The 18,470-nt window shown below is 62.3% G+C and carries 16 protein-coding genes and 1 pseudogene; 8 read left to right on the top strand and 9 right to left on the bottom strand.

The window, feature by feature from the left end:
- From G7Y52_RS12165 to G7Y52_RS12200, 8 genes and pseudogenes are all read left to right on the top strand, one after another.
- Positions 1–906: phage tail protein (locus G7Y52_RS12165; protein WP_206215290.1), on the top strand; the 906-nt coding region annotated here is incomplete at its 5' end.
- 36 nt (positions 907–942) lie between these two features.
- Positions 943–1,648: pseudogene (locus tag G7Y52_RS12170) on the top strand (IS1 family transposase).
- Positions 1,649–1,757: 109 nt separating this feature from the next.
- Complete coding sequence (nth, locus tag G7Y52_RS12175) at positions 1,758–2,483, top strand: endonuclease III (protein WP_165072343.1); 726 nt, start codon at positions 1,758–1,760, stop codon at positions 2,481–2,483.
- Between the two features lie 130 nt (positions 2,484–2,613).
- Positions 2,614–3,567, top strand: a complete 954-nt coding sequence (locus tag G7Y52_RS12180) for a chemotaxis protein (protein ID WP_165072314.1) — start codon at positions 2,614–2,616, stop codon at positions 3,565–3,567.
- 219 nt (positions 3,568–3,786) lie between these two features.
- On the top strand, positions 3,787–4,578 hold the full coding sequence (locus tag G7Y52_RS12185) for a flagellar biosynthetic protein FliR (protein WP_165072316.1): 792 nt from the start codon (positions 3,787–3,789) through the stop codon (positions 4,576–4,578).
- 106 nt (positions 4,579–4,684) lie between these two features.
- A complete protein-coding gene (locus tag G7Y52_RS15045) occupies positions 4,685–4,828 on the top strand; it encodes a hypothetical protein (protein ID WP_206215291.1) in 144 nt (47 codons plus the stop codon).
- A gap of 68 nt (positions 4,829–4,896) precedes the next feature.
- Complete coding sequence (locus tag G7Y52_RS12195) at positions 4,897–5,889, top strand: hypothetical protein (RefSeq protein ID WP_165072321.1); 993 nt, start codon at positions 4,897–4,899, stop codon at positions 5,887–5,889.
- A 418-nt stretch (positions 5,890–6,307) separates the two neighbouring features.
- The gene (locus tag G7Y52_RS12200) at positions 6,308–6,727 is read left to right on the top strand and encodes a YbjQ family protein (protein ID WP_165072323.1); all 420 of its coding nucleotides are present in this window, start codon (positions 6,308–6,310) and stop codon (positions 6,725–6,727) included.
- A 534-nt stretch (positions 6,728–7,261) separates the two neighbouring features.
- Here G7Y52_RS12200 and flhA read toward each other — a convergent pair.
- The 9 genes from flhA to cbiR all read right to left on the bottom strand — a co-directional run bounded on the left by flhA (position 7,262) and on the right by cbiR (position 18,292).
- The gene (gene flhA / locus G7Y52_RS12205) at positions 7,262–9,358 is read right to left on the bottom strand and encodes a flagellar biosynthesis protein FlhA (protein ID WP_165072325.1); all 2,097 of its coding nucleotides are present in this window, start codon (positions 9,356–9,358) and stop codon (positions 7,262–7,264) included.
- 42 nt (positions 9,359–9,400) lie between these two features.
- The gene (gene flhB, locus G7Y52_RS12210; RefSeq protein WP_165072327.1) at positions 9,401–10,480 is read right to left on the bottom strand and encodes a flagellar biosynthesis protein FlhB; all 1,080 of its coding nucleotides are present in this window, start codon (positions 10,478–10,480) and stop codon (positions 9,401–9,403) included.
- A 94-nt stretch (positions 10,481–10,574) separates the two neighbouring features.
- On the bottom strand, positions 10,575–11,381 hold the full coding sequence (locus tag G7Y52_RS12215) for a prephenate dehydrogenase/arogenate dehydrogenase family protein (RefSeq protein ID WP_165072329.1): 807 nt from the start codon (positions 11,379–11,381) through the stop codon (positions 10,575–10,577).
- Positions 11,378–12,802, bottom strand: coding sequence for a 3-phosphoshikimate 1-carboxyvinyltransferase (locus G7Y52_RS12220; RefSeq protein ID WP_165072331.1), 1,425 nt, complete (start codon positions 12,800–12,802; stop codon positions 11,378–11,380). The genes G7Y52_RS12215 and G7Y52_RS12220 overlap by 4 nt, the downstream gene beginning before the upstream one ends.
- Positions 12,803–12,805: 3 nt before the next feature.
- Entirely contained in the window at positions 12,806–14,032 is a 1,227-nt protein-coding gene (gene pheA, locus G7Y52_RS12225) for a prephenate dehydratase (protein WP_165072333.1), read from the bottom strand.
- A 4-nt stretch (positions 14,033–14,036) separates the two neighbouring features.
- On the bottom strand, positions 14,037–15,020 hold the full coding sequence (locus G7Y52_RS12230) for a 3-dehydroquinate synthase II family protein (RefSeq protein WP_165072336.1): 984 nt from the start codon (positions 15,018–15,020) through the stop codon (positions 14,037–14,039).
- A 5-nt stretch (positions 15,021–15,025) separates the two neighbouring features.
- Entirely contained in the window at positions 15,026–15,823 is a 798-nt protein-coding gene (locus G7Y52_RS12235; RefSeq protein ID WP_165072338.1) for a 2-amino-3,7-dideoxy-D-threo-hept-6-ulosonate synthase, read from the bottom strand.
- A 476-nt stretch (positions 15,824–16,299) separates the two neighbouring features.
- A complete protein-coding gene (locus G7Y52_RS12240; protein ID WP_241159737.1) occupies positions 16,300–17,391 on the bottom strand; it encodes a DHH family phosphoesterase in 1,092 nt (363 codons plus the stop codon).
- Positions 17,392–17,425: 34 nt separating this feature from the next.
- A complete protein-coding gene (gene cbiR / locus G7Y52_RS12245) occupies positions 17,426–18,292 on the bottom strand; it encodes a cobamide remodeling phosphodiesterase CbiR (RefSeq protein ID WP_241159738.1) in 867 nt (288 codons plus the stop codon).
- Positions 18,293–18,470: the final 178 nt, after the last annotated feature.

Consider the following 18,470-nt stretch of genomic DNA (forward strand, 5'->3'; position numbering starts at 1 on the left):
AGTGCGCACGCCGAAGCCGGGCGCGCGGCCAGCACCACTTCCAGCGGCCGCGTGCAACTTTCCAGCGCGCTGAATTCTGACAGTGAGGCTCTGGCCGCCACGCCCAAGGCCGTGAAGGCGGTCTATAGCGAGGCTGTCAAGTCCGCAAGCCTCACGCAGGCCGGCCGCGTGAAACTCAATAATACAGTCTCCAGCACAAGCGCGGCGGAAGCCGCCACGGCCAATGCTGTGAAGACGGCCTATGACAAGGCCTGTGAAGCGGCAGAAGCTGCCCGCACCCCGGCCACGACGGACAGGCCGGGCGTGGTGCGCATTGGCCAGGGCATCGACGTTGACGCAAACGGCCTCATTTCCGTGGAGATTCCCGCTGTGCCTCTGGCCGCTCCGGAACGGGCGGGGCTTGTGCAGCCTGACGGCGTGACCACCTTTGTCTCTCCGGACGGGATACTGAGCGCCGCCACTCTGGACCCCGGCTGGATCGGCGTGCCCCGCTACGGGCGCAGCACTACCCTGCCGCCCAACCATTGCTGGGCCAATGGCGATTTTGTGGAGTTCGCGGACTGGCCGGAGCTGAAACAGGTCTACGATGCCGGGGGCTTTGCGGGGATGCTGCTGCCCTGGGATGCCAGCAGCAGTACAAAAGCGGCCAATCTGGGCAAATGGCGGCCGGATGCCGCCAACCCTGCGGGCTTGTATACTCCTAATGTGACTGGTCAGTTTCTCCGAAATTGGGGGCCGGGAGCGGGCACGGATGCCGGCGCATGGCAGAATCATGCGATGCAGCAGTGGTATGGTTTCTTTTATAACTCGGAATATAACATACGTTATAACCTGATAGGCATGTCTGGACGAAATGGTTCAGGGGGATTGGTGGCATATAACAATTTGAGCGTATTAACAATATGATGTAAGTGTGTTATATCCCCCCAAAAGGAGGAGCCCATGGAAGCAAAGCCCGACTGCCCCAAGTGCCATGCCAGCACGGTATATCGAAGCGGAAAGATTCTGGGAAAATAACGGTATCGCTGCAAGAATTGTGGATTTCAATTTACTCGCACCACTCCACGTGGCCGCCCGGCAAGTGAAAAAGCCCTTGCGGTCACGCTGTATACCATGGGTCTGTCTCTGTCTGCCATTGCCCGAATTTTTCATGTTTCACCCCCCGCTGTTTTACGTTGGGTACGAACTTTTGCGGAGCGTGTTTATGAAAAGCCTGAACCTGGTGAGGCCATCATTGTTGAGCTTGATGAAATGTGGCATTTTCTGAAGTCAAAAAAAGAAACTTTGGATCTGGAAAGCCTATTGTCGTGATACCGGTCAACTCATCGACTGGGAATGTGGAGGGCGTGATCAGGCTACCCCCCACAGATTGATGGAGCGATTGAAAAAGTGGAAAGTCTGGTTTTACTGTACGGACAAGTGGAAGGTTTATCCTCTGGAGATAGCCGAAAACGATCTGCTTCAGGGGAAAAGTGGCACAGTCCGTATAGAAAGGAACAATTGTCGCCAGCGTCACTGGTTTGCCAGATTCCGCCGAAAGTCGGTCGTTGTTTCACGGAGTCTGCATAGGGTTGATTTGACGATGGCTCTTTTTGCCAGGTTTCATGTGAATGGAACTCTGGATGACATTAAAACATTATTTAGTTAACACTCTCTCTTCGATTTGTCAGAACGTTTTGCTCATGAAACCAGGGTCAGCCCTGCCCGAGGCCACGGCCTGCCTTGCGGGCTTGCGCCGCCTGTGGCATAGCTTGCACATGAATACCGCTGACTCCCGCCCGGCGCGGGCGCAAAAAACGCTTGCCGCGTTGCAGGCGCGCTATCCCCGGCCCGAAACCCATCTCAACTCCCGCAACGCCTGGGAATTGCTGGTAGCCACGGTGCTGGCCGCCCAATGCACCGACGCCCGGGTCAACACCATCACGCCCGAACTTTTCCGGCGCTGGCCCGGACCGGCCGAACTGGCCGAAGCCCCGCAGGATGAGCTGGAAAGCGTGATCCACGCCGCGGGATTTTTCCGCAGCAAGGCCAGGAATCTTCTGGCCGCGGCCCGCCGCGTGCGGGATGTCTACAAGGGCGAGGTGCCCGACACGCTGGAGCAGCTGATCACGCTGGGGGGCGTGGCCCGCAAAACCGCGAACGTGGTTTTGTTCGGCGCTTTCGGCGTCAACCAGGGCCTGGCAGTGGACACGCACGTCAAACGCATCAGTTACCGCCTGGGCCTTACGGATCAGACGGACCCGGTGGCCGTGGAGCGGGAGCTCATGGCGCTTTTCCCGCAGGAGGAATGGGGCAACGTGAATCACCGCATGGTCTGGTTCGGCAGAGATGTCTGCCACGCCCGCACGCCCCTTTGCGGTCAATGCGAGATGGCGGACTTTTGCCCGCGCCTTGAGCCGCCCAAAGGAGCCGGCCCGCGGGCTGCCGAGGCGGGCCGCAGGCCCGGCGGCCGCAACGGCGCGGCGCGCGCCCGGAAAGCCTGAACCCGGTACGGATCATTGCGGAAGATATTTTCGGCCGCGCCTTAAGAAAAACGGCTTGTCGCCGATGAACTAAGACAGAGTATTCACGCCGACCCGGTCGCAACAGCAGCGGCACAGGATGAGGAAAGCCATGAGCCAGAACAGCTTGCTCAACGTCAATAACAATGAGCTTGAAATCATTGAGTTTCTCATTGACGAAAAATTGCCGGACGGCAACGTCTACAGCGGGCATTACGGCATCAATGTGGCCAAGGTGCTGGAAATCATCCGTCTGCCCACGGTCACCAGCGTGCCCAGCAAGCACGACGCCTCGGTGCTCGGCACCTTCAATCTGCGCGGCAAGGTGCTGCCCATTTTGAATCTGGCCGCCTGGCTGGGCAAGGAGATGGCCTCAGACGAAAACAACAAGGTCATTGTCACGGAGTTCAGCGGCGTGCAGGCGGCTTTTCTGGTCTCCACGGTGACCAGCATCCACAGGATGACCTGGGATCGCATCGAGCCGCCCAACAAATATGTGCAGACCTACTCGCGCGAGAGCATCACGGGCGTGGTGCGCATCCAGGATCGGGTGCTTTTCATCCTGGACATGGAAAAGATCCTGGCCAGCATGGACAGCTCCCTGGACATGTCGCAGGTGGAGGTTGACACCACGCCGGTGGAAGGCGCGGGCGAATTTCACCTGCTGGTGGCCGACGACTCAAGCTCCCTGCGCCACATCATCAAATCCTCCCTGGAAAAATCCGGCTTTCAGGTCACAGCCGTGGCCAGCGGTCGGGAAGCCTGGGAATTTCTGACGAAAGCGCGCGACGAAGCCCAGAACAGACAACAGGATCTCACGGATCTGGTGCATCTGGTCATTTCCGACATTGAGATGCCGGAAATGGACGGGCACGAGTTGACGGCCAAAATCCGCGAGAATCCGGGCACCCACAAGCTCCCGGTCATTCTTTTCTCTTCCCTGATCACGGATGCCCTGCGCGACAAGGGCGTCAAGGTCGGCGCGGACAGGCAGGTTTCCAAACCGGATCTGCCGGGCCTGAATAAAATCATCCGCGAGCTCATTGCCGAAAAGTTGCACAAATAGCGTAGATTACCATTGAAACGCTGTGCGTTTCACTGTTTCGTTCTGCCGGAATACGCGGTTTTCGGCAGAACCCGCGCCGCTTCACGGCGCGCCCACGGGCCGCGCAACGGATGGCCGCCGCGTTGCATGGCCCGCGACAGAGCGCGGCAGCGCCCGACCGGTTTCGGACCTCCCGCCCGGCTTTCGCAGTCTGGCAACCTTCTTGCATTCGCTTGCGGCATGGATGTCTTCAACTATGATCCGGCGGCCGTGCTGAGCCTGCTGCTCACCATCATGCGGGTGAGCATCGTCATGTTCATGCTGCCGGTCTTTTCCACCAACAACATCCCCATCCCGGTCAAAGCCGCGGTGACCATTGTCTTTTCCCTGGGCGTGTGGCCGCATCTGGCGCTTCCCGGCGCGGCCATGCCCGCCCATCCCTTTGACCTGGCCCTGATGCTGCTCGGCGAGGTGGTGCTCGGCCTGGTGCTCGGCATGGCCGTCAATTTTCTGTTCATGGGCATTCAGGCGGGCGGCGAGCTGCTGGGCTTTCAGATGGGCTTTACCATGATCAACTTCGCGGACCCGCTCACCGGCAACCAGACCGGGGCCACGGCCTTTTTTCTCTGGATGGTCTCCCTGCTGACCTTTCTGGCCCTGGACGGGCATCTTTACATGATCAAGGGCTTTGCCGCCTCTTTTGCCCTGGTGCCGCCCGGCGGCCTGTTTATCGGCGATACCCTGCTGCGGCAGGTCCTGCATCTGGCGGCCGGGATGTTCGTGCTGGCCCTGAAAATCGCCGCGCCGGTCATGGTGGCCCTGTTCATGGTGGAAGTGGCTCTGGCCCTTGTGGCCCGCACTTCGCCACAGATTCACATCATGGAATTCGGCTTCCCGATCAAAATCGGGGTGGGCTTTTTCTTTGTGGGCCTCTTGCTGGTGATCATGTCCGATCATGTGGAAGAGTTCATCAGCGGCATGGACGGCCTGTTCGCCAATCTGCTGCGGGCCATGAGCCAGTTGTACAACTAAAGCATTTTGCTAATAAAATTAGCTAAACGCTCTGGCGACAGCGTTAGAGCATTTTCTCTTTGAAAATGCTCTGCTGACGCGACAGCGGCAGCCGCCGCAACGCGGCGTGCATTCAGGCGAAAACCGCGTTTTTCGCCTGAATGCCACCTTTGACTTTCATAAAAAGTCAAAGGTAATCTGCTCTGGCTGGCGCCCGCGGTCGCCAGAGCGGTTGCCGTTTTCAACAGCAAACCGCTCCGGGGTGTGTTAACGCTACAGAGCGGTAAAAAAGTTCCTGTTGACCATGCCCATATCCGGAGAAATAATCAGGAATAACAGATGAACAGGTTTACTTTTCTTGTCGTGTGCCTTGTGGCCGTGCTCTTTCTCTTTGCCTGCGGGTCTGACGACGAAAATCAGCGCCGCGACGCCACAAAAGCGGATTCCGCCGCAACTCCGCCGAGCGCCAATGCCACGCTCCCCGAGGCTCGCGCACCCGCTCCTGCGCCCTTGCCTCCGCTTTCAGCCGAGGAGAGAACGCAGGCCGACAAGCTGGTGGAATTTTCCAATGCCGCCACCAGCGCGCTGACAGAGGGCTATTACGCGTTGCCGGACGCCTTGCTGGACAATGCGCGGGAGTATTTGCAAGAGTGGCGGCTCGCGCCCCGGCCTCACGCGCGAACGGCCCAGCGCGACGCGGCCGCGCGGCGACTCACCCCTGCCGGGGGCTTGTTTCCCGCCGAGGCGGAAGCACAACTGGCGCAGAGCGTCAAGGACATGAGCAAAGCCCTTGACTCCATGTTGGCGGAGTACAGGGCTCTGGAAAAATATGTGGCTGACGACACGATCAAGGATGACGGCGCGCAAGGCAAAAAACTCGTGCAGAACCTGAGAAACGCGCATACGGTGTTTATGGCGGCGCGCAAGAGTTTTCTGGAAACAGTGGAGGCCCGCGCCGCGCAGGCCGAGAATCTGCTGTTGCGGGAGCACCCCCTGAAGCGCCAGATCGTGGAAGCCCGGAAGATCTTTTCCCTCTTCAGGCAGGCAGGGGATCTGCTTGCCCCGGAGGAGCCCGACGGCACAGCCCTGGAACAATTGCGCGGCCAATTGGAAGCCTCCCTGGCTCTGGCCGGGCGGCCGCCTTTCCCGGCAGCGCCGCAGGTGGAGCGGGCCTATCGCGCTTTTCTCAAGGAAGCGGCGATCTTCTCTCAAAAGCTGGCGCAAGGGCAGCGCGAAGGCTTTCACAGCCGCATACGTCGGGAACTGAACGAAAGCGTCGCGCGCAGCCGCGAAGCGTACAATGCTTTTGTGCGGGCCGCCAACGAGACATAGGCGGAAAAAGGCCTGTCCTTTTCCTGGCCGGGTTCGGGCCGGGAAGCAGATCCATTCTGAAAGCGCCGCCGCAGCGCCCTCCGCAGGCCTTGCCCTGCTTTTTTGGCGTTGCAGGGTTTTCTTTTATCTGCCGGAGCAGCGCCCGCGCATCGCCGCGCCGCGCTTGCCGGAGCAGCGGTTTTTCCCTCTCTGGGCTGAGGCTGCGTTTTTTGCCTGGGCATCGGGGGGCACTTTCACGCCGCCCGCTTTGCTCATGCCGGCCATCCCTGTCGGTTTGCCGACAGATTTTTTCTGTCTGCGCATAATTAGTTGAAAAATATACAAAAATACGGTTTGGCAAGCTCATTGCAATATCCGAAGGCAAAAAATACAGACATGTGTCCGGCTTTGTCCGGCAATCTGACTTTGGAGGTTCGGCATGTTTTTTTTGCTGGGAGGCAACGAAAAAAAGGCGCGCAAGGCTGAAAAACAGGCACAAATGCCCGAAGCCGACAGCCGCGTGCGCGACGTTTTTCTGGCCGGGCGTTTTCCTGTGGTGACCACGCATCAGGTGGAAGGCCGCCGTATCGCAAAAGTGCTGGGCCTGGTCTGCTGCCGGGGCTTTGATTCGGAGGAGGCCTTTTTCGGCATGGCCGGGCGGGCCATGAACAAGGGCGCGCAAGCCATTGTGGGCTATAGTGAAAACGTGGCTTTTCACCCGGACGGCAGCAAGTATTTTTCCTGCTACGGCACGGCGGTCATGTTTGAATATGATCCCGCCGATCCCGACGCGCTGCCCCTGATGCTTCAGAACAGATTCAAATTGCAGGAGCAGCAGCCCAACAGCGACATGATCTGAAGCTGTTGCTGGCGGCTGACGCCAGATAACAGAGCGCCCCGGTCCATTGTCGCGATGGGCCGGGGCTATGAAAAATGTAAACACTGGCAGCCATGCGGGCGCTGTAACGCGCCGCGCCAGCCCCGGTTTCTGTTGACGCAGGAGCCGGGGTTTTTTTTCATATAGAGCATTTTGTTTTTGAAATTATTCAATTTCAAAAGCGGCGCTGCCATCATTTCGCGTCCAGAACGCGGTCTGGACGCGCATTCGGCGCGGGCGCCAGCTAACGCTGTCGCCAGAGCGGTTTGGATAATTTCATTATCAAGCCGCTCTAGAGCATTTTGTTTTTGAAAATGCTCTGCTGACGCGAAAGCGGCAGCCGCCGCAACGCGGCGTACATTCAGGCGAAAACCGCGTTTTTCGCCTGAATGCCACCTTTGACTTTTAGAAAAAGTCAAAGGTAATCTGCTCTAGAACAAAGGCGAAAATCGCGGCTTGCCGGCGCATTCAGGCAAGCCGCGACAGGTACGCTTCACTGTTGCGGAGTGCCGCGGCTTATTCCGCGGCCACCGTGCCCACGGCCTGCAGGCGGATGTCCGGCGGGATCTCGGCCTGCGAGATCACGGGCACCGTGGGCAGAAAACGGGTGATCAGCTGCGCCAGATGCGGCCGGATCATGGGGTTTGCCAGAAGCACAGGCTGGCCGTCGGTATTGACCGCATTTTCCACGGCCGTATTGATATTCTGCACCAGGCGCTGGGCCGCTGCCGGGTTGAGCGACAGAAAGGCCGCGCCGTTTTCCGCCTGGCGGATGCCCTCCTGCACCATGCGCTCGGCAGTGCCGTTCAGGGTCAGCACGGGCAGCACGCCCTGGCTGTCCAGATACGGCCGCACAATGGAGCGGGAGAGCTTTTCGCGCACATACTCGGCCAGCATGTCCGGATTTTTGATGCCGGTTCCGTAGTCGCCCAGGGTTTCCACGATGGTCAGCATGTCGCGGATGCTCACGTTTTCGCGCACCAGCAGTTGCAACACCTTCTGAACCGCGCCCAGAGGCAGCACGCCGGGCACCAGATCCTCCACGGCCTTGGGCGCATGCTTGCCCACCGTGTCCAGCAGGCCCTGCACGGCCTGACGATCCAGAAAGTCGGCGAGATGGCGCTTGAAGACCTCGGTCAGATGCGTGGCGATCACCGTGGCCGGGTCCACCACCGTATAGCCTGCCATCATGGCTTCCTCGCGCTGGCTGTCCGGTATCCAGAGAGCGGGCAGGTTGAACGCCGGTTCCCGGGTTTCGATGCCGCTGATCTGGGTGGTCACGTTGCCCGGGTCCATAGCCAGGAAATGATCCACCAGAATTTCCGCCGAGGCCACCTGATTGCCCTTGATCAGGAGCGCATACTGGCCGGGCTTCAGTTGCAGATTGTCGCGCAGATGCAGGGAGGGGATCACCACGCCCATATCCAGGGCGAACTGCCGCCGGATGGAGCGGATGCGCGCCAGCAGGTTGCCGCTCTGTTCCTCGTCCACCAGGGGGATCAGGCCGTAGCCCACTTCCAGCTCCAGGGTGTCCAGGGGCAGCAGGGCCTGCACTTCCTCGGGCGTGTCGGCTGTGCCTGAGGCTTTGCCCTTGGCTGCCTTTTTGCTCTTCTTTTCCTCCTTTTCCTCATCCCTGGCGCTCAGACGGCTTACCAGGAAGAGCAGGGCGGACAAAATCATAAAGGGAACAGTGGGCAGGCCGGGCACCAGGGCAAAGACCAGAAGCACGCCGGAAACCATCTTCATGGCCTGGCTGTTGAAGGTGAGCTGGGCCAGAAATTCCTCGCCCATCTTGGCTTCCGAGGCCGCGCGCGAAACCAGCAGGCCCGTGGCCGTGGAGACGATGATCGAAGGGATGGTGGACACCAGGCCGTCGCCGATGGTCAGCAGGGAATAGGTGGTCAGGGCAGTGCCCCAGTCCATTTCTTTCTGGACAACGCCGATGATGATCCCGCCGATCAGGTTGACCAGGGTGATCAGCATGCCCGCGTTCACGTCGCCGGAAACAAATTTGCACGCGCCGTCCATGGCGCCGTAGAAATCGGCCTCCTTGCGCAGACCGTTGCGGCGGGCCGTGGCCTCCTCCTCGTCAATGAGCCCGGCGTTGAGGTCGGCCTCAATGGCCATCTGCTTGCCGGGCATGGCGTCCAGAGTGAAGCGCGCGGCCACTTCGGCGATACGCGTGGTGCCTGCGGTGATCACCGTCTTGTTCAGGATAAAGAGGATCATGAAGATGACGCCGCCCACCACATAGCTGCCGCCCACCACGAACTCGCCAAAAGCGCGGATCACGTTGCCCGCGGCCTCGACGCCCATGTCGCCGTTGAGCAGGATCAGGCGGGTGGAGGCCACGTTCAGCGCCAGGCGCAGCAGGGTGGTCACCAGCAGCAGGGAGGGAAAAATCGTGAACTCCAGGGGCGAGGTCATGAACATGGTGGTGACCAGCACGAGCAGGGCAATGGAAATGCTCACGCAGAGCATGATGTCCAGAAAAAAGGTGGGCAGCGGCACCAGCATGACGAAAAGAATGATGACCACGCCCGCGGCCAGCATGATTTCGCCGTGTTTGGAGAAGCGGCTGTAATCCATTTGCGGAAGAGTGACTGTTGCCATTTTTCTGACACCTCGTTTTGTCCCTGAACCGGCTTGCCCGCACTAGCGCTTAACGGCTTTGGGCGTGAGCCTCCAGATGCTTGCCAGCAGCGTGGCCACTGCCTTGTACAATTCCTCGGGGATCATCTCGCCCACGTCCACTGCCTTATACAAAGCGCGTGCCAGGGGCACGTTTTCGCGGATGGGCACCTTGTGCTCGCGCGCCACGGCCTTGATTTTCTCGGCCAGATGATCCGCGCCCTTGGCCAGCACCACCGGGGCCGGGGCTTCGGCGGTGTTGTAGCGCAGGGCAACGGCAATATGCGTGGGGTTGGTCACCACCACGTCGGCCTTGGGCACGTCCTGCATCATGCGTTGCATCATGCTTTCCATCATCTTTTTGCGCTGCTGGCCCTTGATCACCGGATCGCCTTCAGCCTGCTTGCGTTCGTCCTTGACTTCGTCCTTGGTCATCTTCATGCCTTCCCGGTAGGCATAGCGCGACTGCCAGACATCAAAGGCGGTAATGGCCAGGATGGGCAGCAGGGCATACGAGGCCAGGCGCAGGGCCATCTGCAGCATGTACACGGCCACGCCTTCGGGCGTGGCGTAATACATGGGCAGGAAGTTTTGGTATTCCTGATAGATAAGATAGCCGGGGATCAGCGAGAGGATGATCGAGAACAGCAGGCTTTTGATGGTGCGCAAGGCGGTCTGCGGCGAAAGCAGCATCTGCTTCAGCCCTTTGATCAGGTTGAAACGCTGCCATTTGAACTTGAAAACCTTGGTGGTCCAGAGTTTGCCCACCTGCAGGCGCTGGGCCAGAAAGGCCAGAAAAGCCAGAAAGAGCAGCACGGGCAACAGAATCTTGCAGATCTCCAGGGCCAGCTCAATGCTCAGAGTGTAGACATTCTGGGGATTGGGATCAAACGCCCAGGCATGGCCCAGAAAACGCTGGAACAGGACCTTGATTTGCTCGCTCATGGGGCCGATCCAGACGTACAGCGCGATCATCCCCCCCACCAGGCTCACGGCCTTGCCCAGTTCCTGCGATTTGGGGACATTGCCCTCCTCGCGCTGCTTTTTGCGGCGCTTGGGAGTGGCTTCTTCCGTTCTGCTTGGATCTGTTTGCTTACCGAACATGCCTGCTCCCTGTGGTCGCTGTTTTGGCGTTCAGCAGAGGAATAGCAAAAAGCATGCCTTGGCGGCACGTTCAACGCGGCCCGCGCCTGGGCGCTCAGTCTGTTTCTGCCGTTTTTTCTTCCTCGCGCCACCACCAGCGGGCGCGCTCGCAGAGCAGATCGATATCGCCCGCGGCGGCCAGATTGAGCATCTGACGGTATTGGCGCACGGCCTCGTGGCTGTGGGGATTGGCTTCAAACAGCCCGGCAAAGAGCCGGGCGTCCTCGGTGAGCATTTTGCGCGCCGCGGCCTTGCGGCGGTCAAAGGAGGGCGTGAGATAGGGCAGCAGATCTTCCTGCCCGGCCAGCAGGGCAAAGTAGGCCAGGTTGGTGATGAAGTTCATGCCCTGGATGCGGGCCATGGCCTGATCGTGCTTTTGGGCCGTGGTCCGAAAGACCCGGCAGCCCAGGGCCGTAAAAAAGCCCTCGGCCAGGGCGAGATGTTCTTCCGTGGCCGTGCGGCCCGGAATCACGGCCACGGGCAGATCCGCGCCCGGCGCGGGCCTGGGCCCGAACAGGGGATGCGTGCCCGCCACCGGCCCGGGCCAGGCCTGCTCCATCTGCCGCATGGGCTGTTCCTTGACCGAAGTGATGTCCGCCAGCACCGCGTCAGGCGGCAAATGCGGGCAGACTTTGGCCAGCGTGGCCTCAAACACGGCCGCGGGCACGCAGATCAGGGCGAGATCCGCGTTTTCGCAGGCCGGAGCCAGAATTTCGGGCGTGAGCGGCAGATCCGCGCCCGCGACGCGCAGCCCGGCCACGGCGGCCCGGGCCAGCAACATGGCTCCCATGCGACCGCGCGAGCCCACCAGCACGGTTTTGCGCGGCAGGCTCGCCTGTTTTTCGTGGGGAGCGTTTTTCATGCCAGACGGCTCCAGATGTCCCAGAACTGCGGAAAGGATTTGCAGACCACCGAAGGATCGTCCAGGCGCGTTTCCATGCGCAGGCCGGGTTCCTGAAGACCCAGCAGGGCCAGGGACATGGCCATGCGGTGATCGTTGTGCACGCAGAGATTCAGCCCTTCGGGCAGGCGCGGGGCGTTCTGCCTGCCGCAGCCCCGCCCTGCCAGGCCGTTGACCAGCAGGCCGTCGGAGAGCGCGTCCACTGTCACGCCGGTTTTGGCCAGTTCCTGGGCCGGGGCGCTGATCCGATCCGATTCCTTGACGCGCAGATGCGCCACATTGCTGATCCGCGTGGAGCCGCGGGCAAAGGAAGCCACCACCGCCACGGTGGGCACCAGATCCGGGCAGGAACCCATGTCCAGGGCCACGCCGTGCAGCGCCGAGGGGTAGGCCGTGACAGCGTCCGCTTCCATTTCCAGGCGCGCGCCCATTCTTTGCAGGATGTCCAGCAGGGCGCGGTCCCCTTGCAGGGAGTCCGAGCGCAGGCCTTCCACGCGCACGGGCCTGCGGCCCAGAACTCCGGCTGCCAGCAGGTAGGACGCCCCGGACCAGTCGCCTTCCACCGTATAGTCGCCCGCCCGGTACGCGCCGGGCTGCACCGTCACGCGCAGACAGCCGGGCCGGGCCTCGCGCAGCTTGCGCCAATCGCCGTCGGGCAGGGCCTGCCAGGGGCTTTCCTCGTTTTTGCGCGTCCGGACGCTGAACGTGATTCCGAAATCCGCAAGGCATTGCAGGGTCAGGCCCACATAGGGCCAGGACACGGCTTTGCGACCGGCCAGATCCACGGTCAACGGCGCGGGCCCCAGCGCCGCCGCCAGCAAAAGCCCGGAAAAATACTGGCTGGAAACATCCATGCCCAGGCGCACTTCGCCGTGGAGCGGAGCCGGATCAAGGCCCTTGGCCGTAAGCAGCAGCGGGGGGCAACCGGGCCTCTGCTCAAAGCAAACGCGCGCGCCCAGTTTTTCCAGGGCGTCGGTAAGCTCGCCGATGGGCCGCTCATGCATGCGCCCGGCCCCGTGAATGCGAAAGAGCCCCTGCCCGGCGGCCAGCACGGCCGTAAGCAAACGGCAGGTTGTGCCGGACTCGTGCACGTCGCAGGAGAGCGGTTCCCGGTCGCCGCCGCGCGGCGCGCCGTTCATGCCCGTGACCCGCCAGCCCGAGGGCCCCGGGCCGTCTGCCGCGTCTGGCGGCAGCGCTTCCATGCGCGCCCCGGCGGCGCAAAGGATGGCGCGGGTGCGCTCCAGATCCCGGCTTTCCAGGGTATGCCGTACTGTGGAGACGCCGGTCGCCAGGGCCGCGCCGATCAGGTAGCGGTGCGACAGGGACTTGGAGGCCGGGGCCGTGACCGTCACCGGGGAAAGGTTTTCTTTTATTTCCATCATGGCTCAGATACCTTGCTCCTGGCGGGATTCCTCCTCGCCGACGCTCATCCGGTCCAGTTGCGGGCCGGTGGGATAACTGCCCAGAATGCGGAAGCTGGTGCAGGCCTCGCGCAGTTGTTCCAACAGACCTGTATGGCGCGGATTTTCCAGATCGCTCTCCACATCCGCAAAAAAGACGTATTTCCAGCACTGGCCCCGCAGGGGGCGGGATTCCAGCTTGCGCATGTTGATGCCATGCCTGGCCAGCAGATCCAGCACAGTGGCGAGCGCCCCGGACTTGTCCGGCAGGGTGAACAGCAGGGAAGTCTTGTCCGCGCCGCTGTGGCCGCCGGGCGTGGGCCGGGGCACGACGCCGCCCTGGGGCGTCCGGGCCGTGGTGGGCCCGATGATCACAAAGCGTGTCCAGTTGCCGGGCTCGTCCTCAATGCGCCGGGCCAGCACGCCCAGGCCGAGCATGTCGGCCAGCTTGCCGTGTCCGATGGCTGCCGCGTCCTTTTGCCCGGCGGCGCGGTTGGCCGCCGCTGCCGTGGATTCCACGGGCGTCAGCCCGGCATTGGGCAGATGCGCCCGCAGCCAGCCGCCGCACTGGGCCAGGGGCTGCGGATGAGAATAGACCGTGCGCACGGCGGCCAGGGACGGGGCGTCGCTCAAGAGACAGTGCGAGATGCGCGAGAAAAGTTCGGCCTGAATAAAGACCTCGTGCTTTAAAAAAAGGTCGAAGCTCACGCCCACGGTGCCCTGGAGCGAGTTTTCCAGGGGCACGACGCCCAACTCGCAACGCCCCGCGCTGACTTCTTCGAAAACCTGGGCAATGTCCGCGCAGGGATGAAAGCGGGCCGCATGCCCCAGATATTCCACCCCGGCAAAATAGGAAAAGGTGCCCTCGGGCCCCAGATAGGCCACGTTTTGCGGGCGTTGCAGGGCGCGGGAAGAGGAGAAGATCTCGCGCCAGATGGCCCGCAGATGCTCTTCGGGCAGCGGGCCGGGGTTGCGGGCGGCCAGGCCGTCCAGCACCTCGCGCTCGCGCAGGGGCTTGAAGATGATGTCCGACGCGTGCGCCTTGATCCGCCCCACCTCAAGGCTCAGGGCGGCGCGACGGTTGAAGAGCGCCAGCAGTGCCTGATCCACACGATCGATTTCCCCGCGGATGGCGCTCAGGCGCTGCGCGGAGGCCGGAGATTCCTGGGCCGGGGCCGCGGCGCCCGGCCAGGGGCTATTGTTGTCCGCCATGCGCCTAGACCTCCCGGATTTCTTCGCGCACGCGCATGCCGAAGTGGCGGCCCGCTTCATCCAGGCGGCAGAGCACCGCATCGCCGGGCTTGAGGCTCACCACGCTGAGCGGCGTGCCGTCAGGCGCCGTGAGCCGGATGGTCTCGGCGTTCTGCAGAAAGACGGTTCCTTTTTGCAAACCGTTTTGCGTGTCCGCCTGAGCTTCAATCAGGAGCATGGGCCGCACCTCGATCTTGACCCGGCCCAGAGTGGCCACGCCGGTTGCGCCCTCGGCATCCACGATCAGCACTTCCTGACCGGCTTTCAGTTCGCCCAGATAGCTGGTTTTGTCATGGGGCAGGCGGGTGTAGGCGTGCACGGCCCCGGCGTTGATCCGGAAAGGCCGCGCGGCCACGTACTCGTTATGCTCGGTCTCCGCGTGGACCAGAAAGGTAAAGGCGCTGGAATTGCCCACCAGCATACCCTGGCCGCGGCGCAACAGGGAGAGCGTATCCGCGCAGACCCGGTGCCCCAGGCCCACGGGCTCCACGCGGGTGATCACGGCGGGGAGCAGATCTTCCCGCCCCTGCGAGAGTTTGCACTGGGCCACAATTTCCTTGAGATCGGCCAAAGCCTCGGGCAGAACCACAATGCCAGCCACGCCGCGCTCCAGAATCCCGGCGGCCAGGCGCGCCTCGTCCAGATTTCCCGCCTCGACCAGAACCGCATCGCTCTGGGCCAGCAGATTTTCCACCGGGATCACCTCCCAGCCGCGGGCCAGCGCCACGCGCTCGCCGTTTTTCAGGCGCGCCAGCACGGCTTCCTCGTCGGCCTTGGCCGAGAGCGCGGCAACGGCCACCTCATCTTCGGCCCAGACCGGGCAGCGGGACAGCGCGGCCACCTGATCCACCCGCTCGCGCGGCGCGATCACGCCGTCCACGCCGGACTCCAGAGCCAGCGTGACCTGCTCCTTGGCAAAGGGCACGCAACGAAAATAAATGCGGGACATCTGCCTTACTCTCCCACGATCTGCATGGCCTGATCCACTGAGGCATTCTCATGCACGATGGCGCGCAAAGCTTTGACCAGCGCCACCCGGCGCGGATGCTGGAAGACGTTGCGGCCTACGGAAATGCCCGCGCCGCCCGCTTTGAGGGAGTCATGGACCATTTCCAGAATCTGGCGGGTGGAATCCATGCGCTCGCCCCCGGCAATGACCACGGGCACGCAACAGGCCGAAACCACGTCCGCGAAGCTCTCCATGTCGCCGGTGTAGGGCACCTTGACGATATCCGCGCCCAGCTCCACGCCCACGCGCGCGCAGTGCGCCACGATCTCGGGCGCGTAGCTGTTGGTCACCTGCGGGCCGCGCGCGTACATCATGGCCAGCAGCGGCATGTGCCAGTTGTCGCAGGCTTCGGCCACCCGGCCCAGATCCGCGAGCATCAGGCGCTCGTTGGGATCGCCCAGATTGACGTGCACGGAAACGCAGTCCGCGCCGTGCTTGATGCCTTCCTCCACCGTGCCCACCAGCGTCTTGGTGTTGCCGATGGGCGAAAGCGCGGTGGAAGCGGAGAGGTGGACGATGAGCCCGATATCCTTGCCCGCGCTGCGGTGCGAGCAGCGCACCAGGCCCTTGTGCATGAGCACCGCGTCCGCGCCGCCCAGGGCCATGTCGTTGACCGTCTCGCGCATGTCCACCAGGCCTTCCACAGCGCCGATGGTCACGCCGTGATCCATGGGCACGATGATCGTGCGGCCGTTTTCGCGGTTGATGATACGCTCCAGCCGGACTTTTTTGCCGAGGTACATGAAAGACTCCTTTGTGGCTTTTGTCGGATTTCGTTACGGGCAATCCGCCTGCGGCCAAAGAAAAAGGGCCGCCGGCGGATTGCCTGCGGCCCTTGAAACTTCCGGACAACGGACGTCAGCGAAGTTCCCGACCACAGGCTTCGGTAAAGTACGCAAAAAAGTACCAGCTCAGGCCGGCGGCGCACGAGGAAGCTATGGCGGGAATAAACTGAGGCATGACGTAAAACTCCGTGTTGCAATGTGAGTAGCCTCAGGCCCGGCGGATGTCAATAAAAAAATATGAAAAAAATGCTCTGCGATCAAAAAGAGTCATTTTGCTGCTGACAAGGTTTGCGGCTTTTGTCACACATCAGGCAAAAGAAATCTTACCATTGAGAGCGTGCAGCTGCTTTCATTGGCAAAACGCCCTAACGGCCGCGCGCCGGCCCTGGCCCTCATTCGGCCTGACGCGCCGGGCTTGGGCCTGCTCTGGCGCTTCAGCCTTTGATCGTGTCCGTGGCGGGCGCGGCGACCTGGAGCGGGGCAGACGCCTGGGATTGCGCCCGGGCCTGGGCCTTGCCCGGAGCAGAACCTGCCGGGCGCAGTTTACGGCTTTGCAGGCGGCGCAGCACAAAATCCGAGGCTTTGACGCCCTCGGAAACGGCCGAGAGCGGAAATTCGGCGCGGGCCAGGTTGCGGTGCCCCCCGGCCGCGCCCACATCATAAAAACAGGCGTCGGCCAGGCGGCCCACGTCCCGCGTGCCGTCGCCGCGAAAGATCACGATCACGGTTTTGCCCACAATGCCGCTGACGGCAATCCATTTCAGACCGTGCACTTTCGTGAAGAAGTCGGCCACGGCCACCAGCAGATCCGCGCTGTTGGCCTCATTGAGCCAGGCGTAGGCCCCGCTGCCCCGGCAGTCGGTCAGCGAGCGGAAGGCGCGCGAAAAGAGCGGCAGCCATTCGCGCAAGTATTCGCTGCGGATGATCCGGCGCAGCAGATTCTTGTCCGCGTGGCGCGAAAGCCATTGATAGGCCCGCAGATCCTCCTCGCCGCCGGATCGCTCGAAAGTTCCGGTGTCCGTGCGGATGCCGTAGAGCAGGGCCGTGGCCAGGCGCGGGCCGGGCCGCGTGTGCAGGACCTGCAAAAAGCGGGTCATCATGGTGCTCGTGGCTCCGATGTCGGGCCGGATGTTGCAAAAGGCGGCGGGGGACGTGGAGCAGACGAATCCCGGCGGCAAGGGGTGGTGATCAATGATCAGATCAAAGGGAAGGCCCTGAAAGGCCTTGTTGTGGTGCGGCTGGGAATCCACAATGGCGAAGCGGTTGAACTGGCCCGCCATTTCCGGCTGCCAGGCTTTGACCGGAATGCGCAGGTAGCGGATCATGGCCAGATTGTCCGGCCGGGTCACTTCGTTGATGCTCAGGATCTCCACGCTGTGCGCCCTGTGGATCATGAGCCTTTTCAAGGCCATGGCCGAAGCCAGAGCGTCGGGATCCGCGGTGATCAGGATGCCCCAGCGACCGTCCTTGTTCAGATTCTGCCGCCATTGCTTGAATCGCGCGATGTGTTCGGCCTTGCCCGGCATGCCCGTTCCCCTGTCATGGCCTTGATTGTGGATGTTAACGTATTTCTGCCGCCACCTTCGCGTTTCCGGCCAGGGCAGCCAGAACCGGCAGGGAGGCCGCCAGGCCCGGCCAGTGAAAAATCTCCGCCAGATGCACTGCCGTGGCCGGGAGGCGGCGCATGATCCCAAGAGCTGCCTCGCGCTCGGCCATGCTGAACCCGGTGAGCGGCAAATGCTCGTCCCGCCTGCCGGGCGCGCTCCAGTGGATCAACGCCGCCTGATCGGGCAGCTCCGAGTCCGCAAGACCGCGCTGAGCATAGCCCAGCAGATGCCCCACGTCCAGACAGACGCCCAGGCCGTGCTCCGGCAGAAAACCGCAGCCCAGGCGGGCCAGATCGCAGCAATCGATATTTTCCACCAACAGGGGCGCGCTGCTCGCGGCCTGCCAGCGGACCGCGAAATCTTTGAGCAGGCGGCGCTGGCGCGCCGGGGAGCCCTCGGGCGGGTGCAGCACGGCCAGACGCGGCCGCAAAAAGGCGGCTTTGCGAAACACAGCCAACGCCGAGGACGCGGCAGGGGCCGCATCTGCGCCCCGGCCCGCGGGCCAGGGCAGATCAACGGGCAGATGCACATGCCAGCGCAGGGGCAGATCGGCCAAATCGCGCGGCAGATCGCTGTCGCCGTACTCCAGGCAGGCCCGCGTCTCGAAAAAGCAGAGACCGATCTCATCGATCCTGCCGCTCAAAAAACGCGCGTTTTCCGCCACGGTGCCGGGCAGCACAACCGAAGGCGCGGCCAGGCGACCGGACAGGGGGGATGCCGCGCAGCCGGCTTTGCCGTGCCACGGCCCGGCGGCAGGGGCAGAAACCTGTCCGCTCGCGCGTTTCCCCGCGGCACGATGTTCCGGAGGGCGTTGGGGCATATATGCAGATCCCGGCCCTGGCCGCCGGCAGACGGCCAGGGCTGTGTGTGCTTAGAGCATTTTCTCTTTGAAAATGCTCTGCTGACGCGAAAGCGGCAGCCGCCGCAACGCGGCGTACATTCAGGCGAAAACCGCGTTTTTCGCCTGAATGCCACCTTTGACTTTCATAAAAAGTCAA

Origin of the sequence: Desulfovibrio sp. ZJ200, assembly GCF_011039095.1 — a bacterium.
GTDB lineage: Bacteria > Desulfobacterota > Desulfovibrionia > Desulfovibrionales > Desulfovibrionaceae > Desulfovibrio.

Excerpts from the sequence above, each read along its gene's own strand:
- nth (WP_165072343.1), top strand. The coding sequence starts at position 1,758 with ATGAATACCGCTGACTCCCGCCCGGCGCGGGCGCAAAAAACGCTTGCC.
- G7Y52_RS12180 (WP_165072314.1), top strand. The coding sequence starts at position 2,614 with ATGAGCCAGAACAGCTTGCTCAACGTCAATAACAATGAGCTTGAAATC.
- G7Y52_RS12185 (WP_165072316.1), top strand. The coding sequence starts at position 3,787 with ATGGATGTCTTCAACTATGATCCGGCGGCCGTGCTGAGCCTGCTGCTC.
- G7Y52_RS12195 (WP_165072321.1), top strand. The coding sequence starts at position 4,897 with ATGAACAGGTTTACTTTTCTTGTCGTGTGCCTTGTGGCCGTGCTCTTT.
- G7Y52_RS12200 (WP_165072323.1), top strand. The coding sequence starts at position 6,308 with ATGTTTTTTTTGCTGGGAGGCAACGAAAAAAAGGCGCGCAAGGCTGAA.
- flhA (WP_165072325.1), bottom strand. The coding sequence starts at position 9,358 with ATGGCAACAGTCACTCTTCCGCAAATGGATTACAGCCGCTTCTCCAAA.
- flhB (WP_165072327.1), bottom strand. The coding sequence starts at position 10,480 with ATGTTCGGTAAGCAAACAGATCCAAGCAGAACGGAAGAAGCCACTCCC.
- G7Y52_RS12215 (WP_165072329.1), bottom strand. The coding sequence starts at position 11,381 with ATGAAAAACGCTCCCCACGAAAAACAGGCGAGCCTGCCGCGCAAAACC.
- G7Y52_RS12220 (WP_165072331.1), bottom strand. The coding sequence starts at position 12,802 with ATGATGGAAATAAAAGAAAACCTTTCCCCGGTGACGGTCACGGCCCCG.
- pheA (WP_165072333.1), bottom strand. The coding sequence starts at position 14,032 with ATGGCGGACAACAATAGCCCCTGGCCGGGCGCCGCGGCCCCGGCCCAG.
- G7Y52_RS12230 (WP_165072336.1), bottom strand. The coding sequence starts at position 15,020 with ATGTCCCGCATTTATTTTCGTTGCGTGCCCTTTGCCAAGGAGCAGGTC.
- G7Y52_RS12235 (WP_165072338.1), bottom strand. The coding sequence starts at position 15,823 with ATGTACCTCGGCAAAAAAGTCCGGCTGGAGCGTATCATCAACCGCGAA.
- G7Y52_RS12240 (WP_241159737.1), bottom strand. The coding sequence starts at position 17,391 with ATGCCGGGCAAGGCCGAACACATCGCGCGATTCAAGCAATGGCGGCAG.
- cbiR (WP_241159738.1), bottom strand. The coding sequence starts at position 18,292 with ATGCCCCAACGCCCTCCGGAACATCGTGCCGCGGGGAAACGCGCGAGC.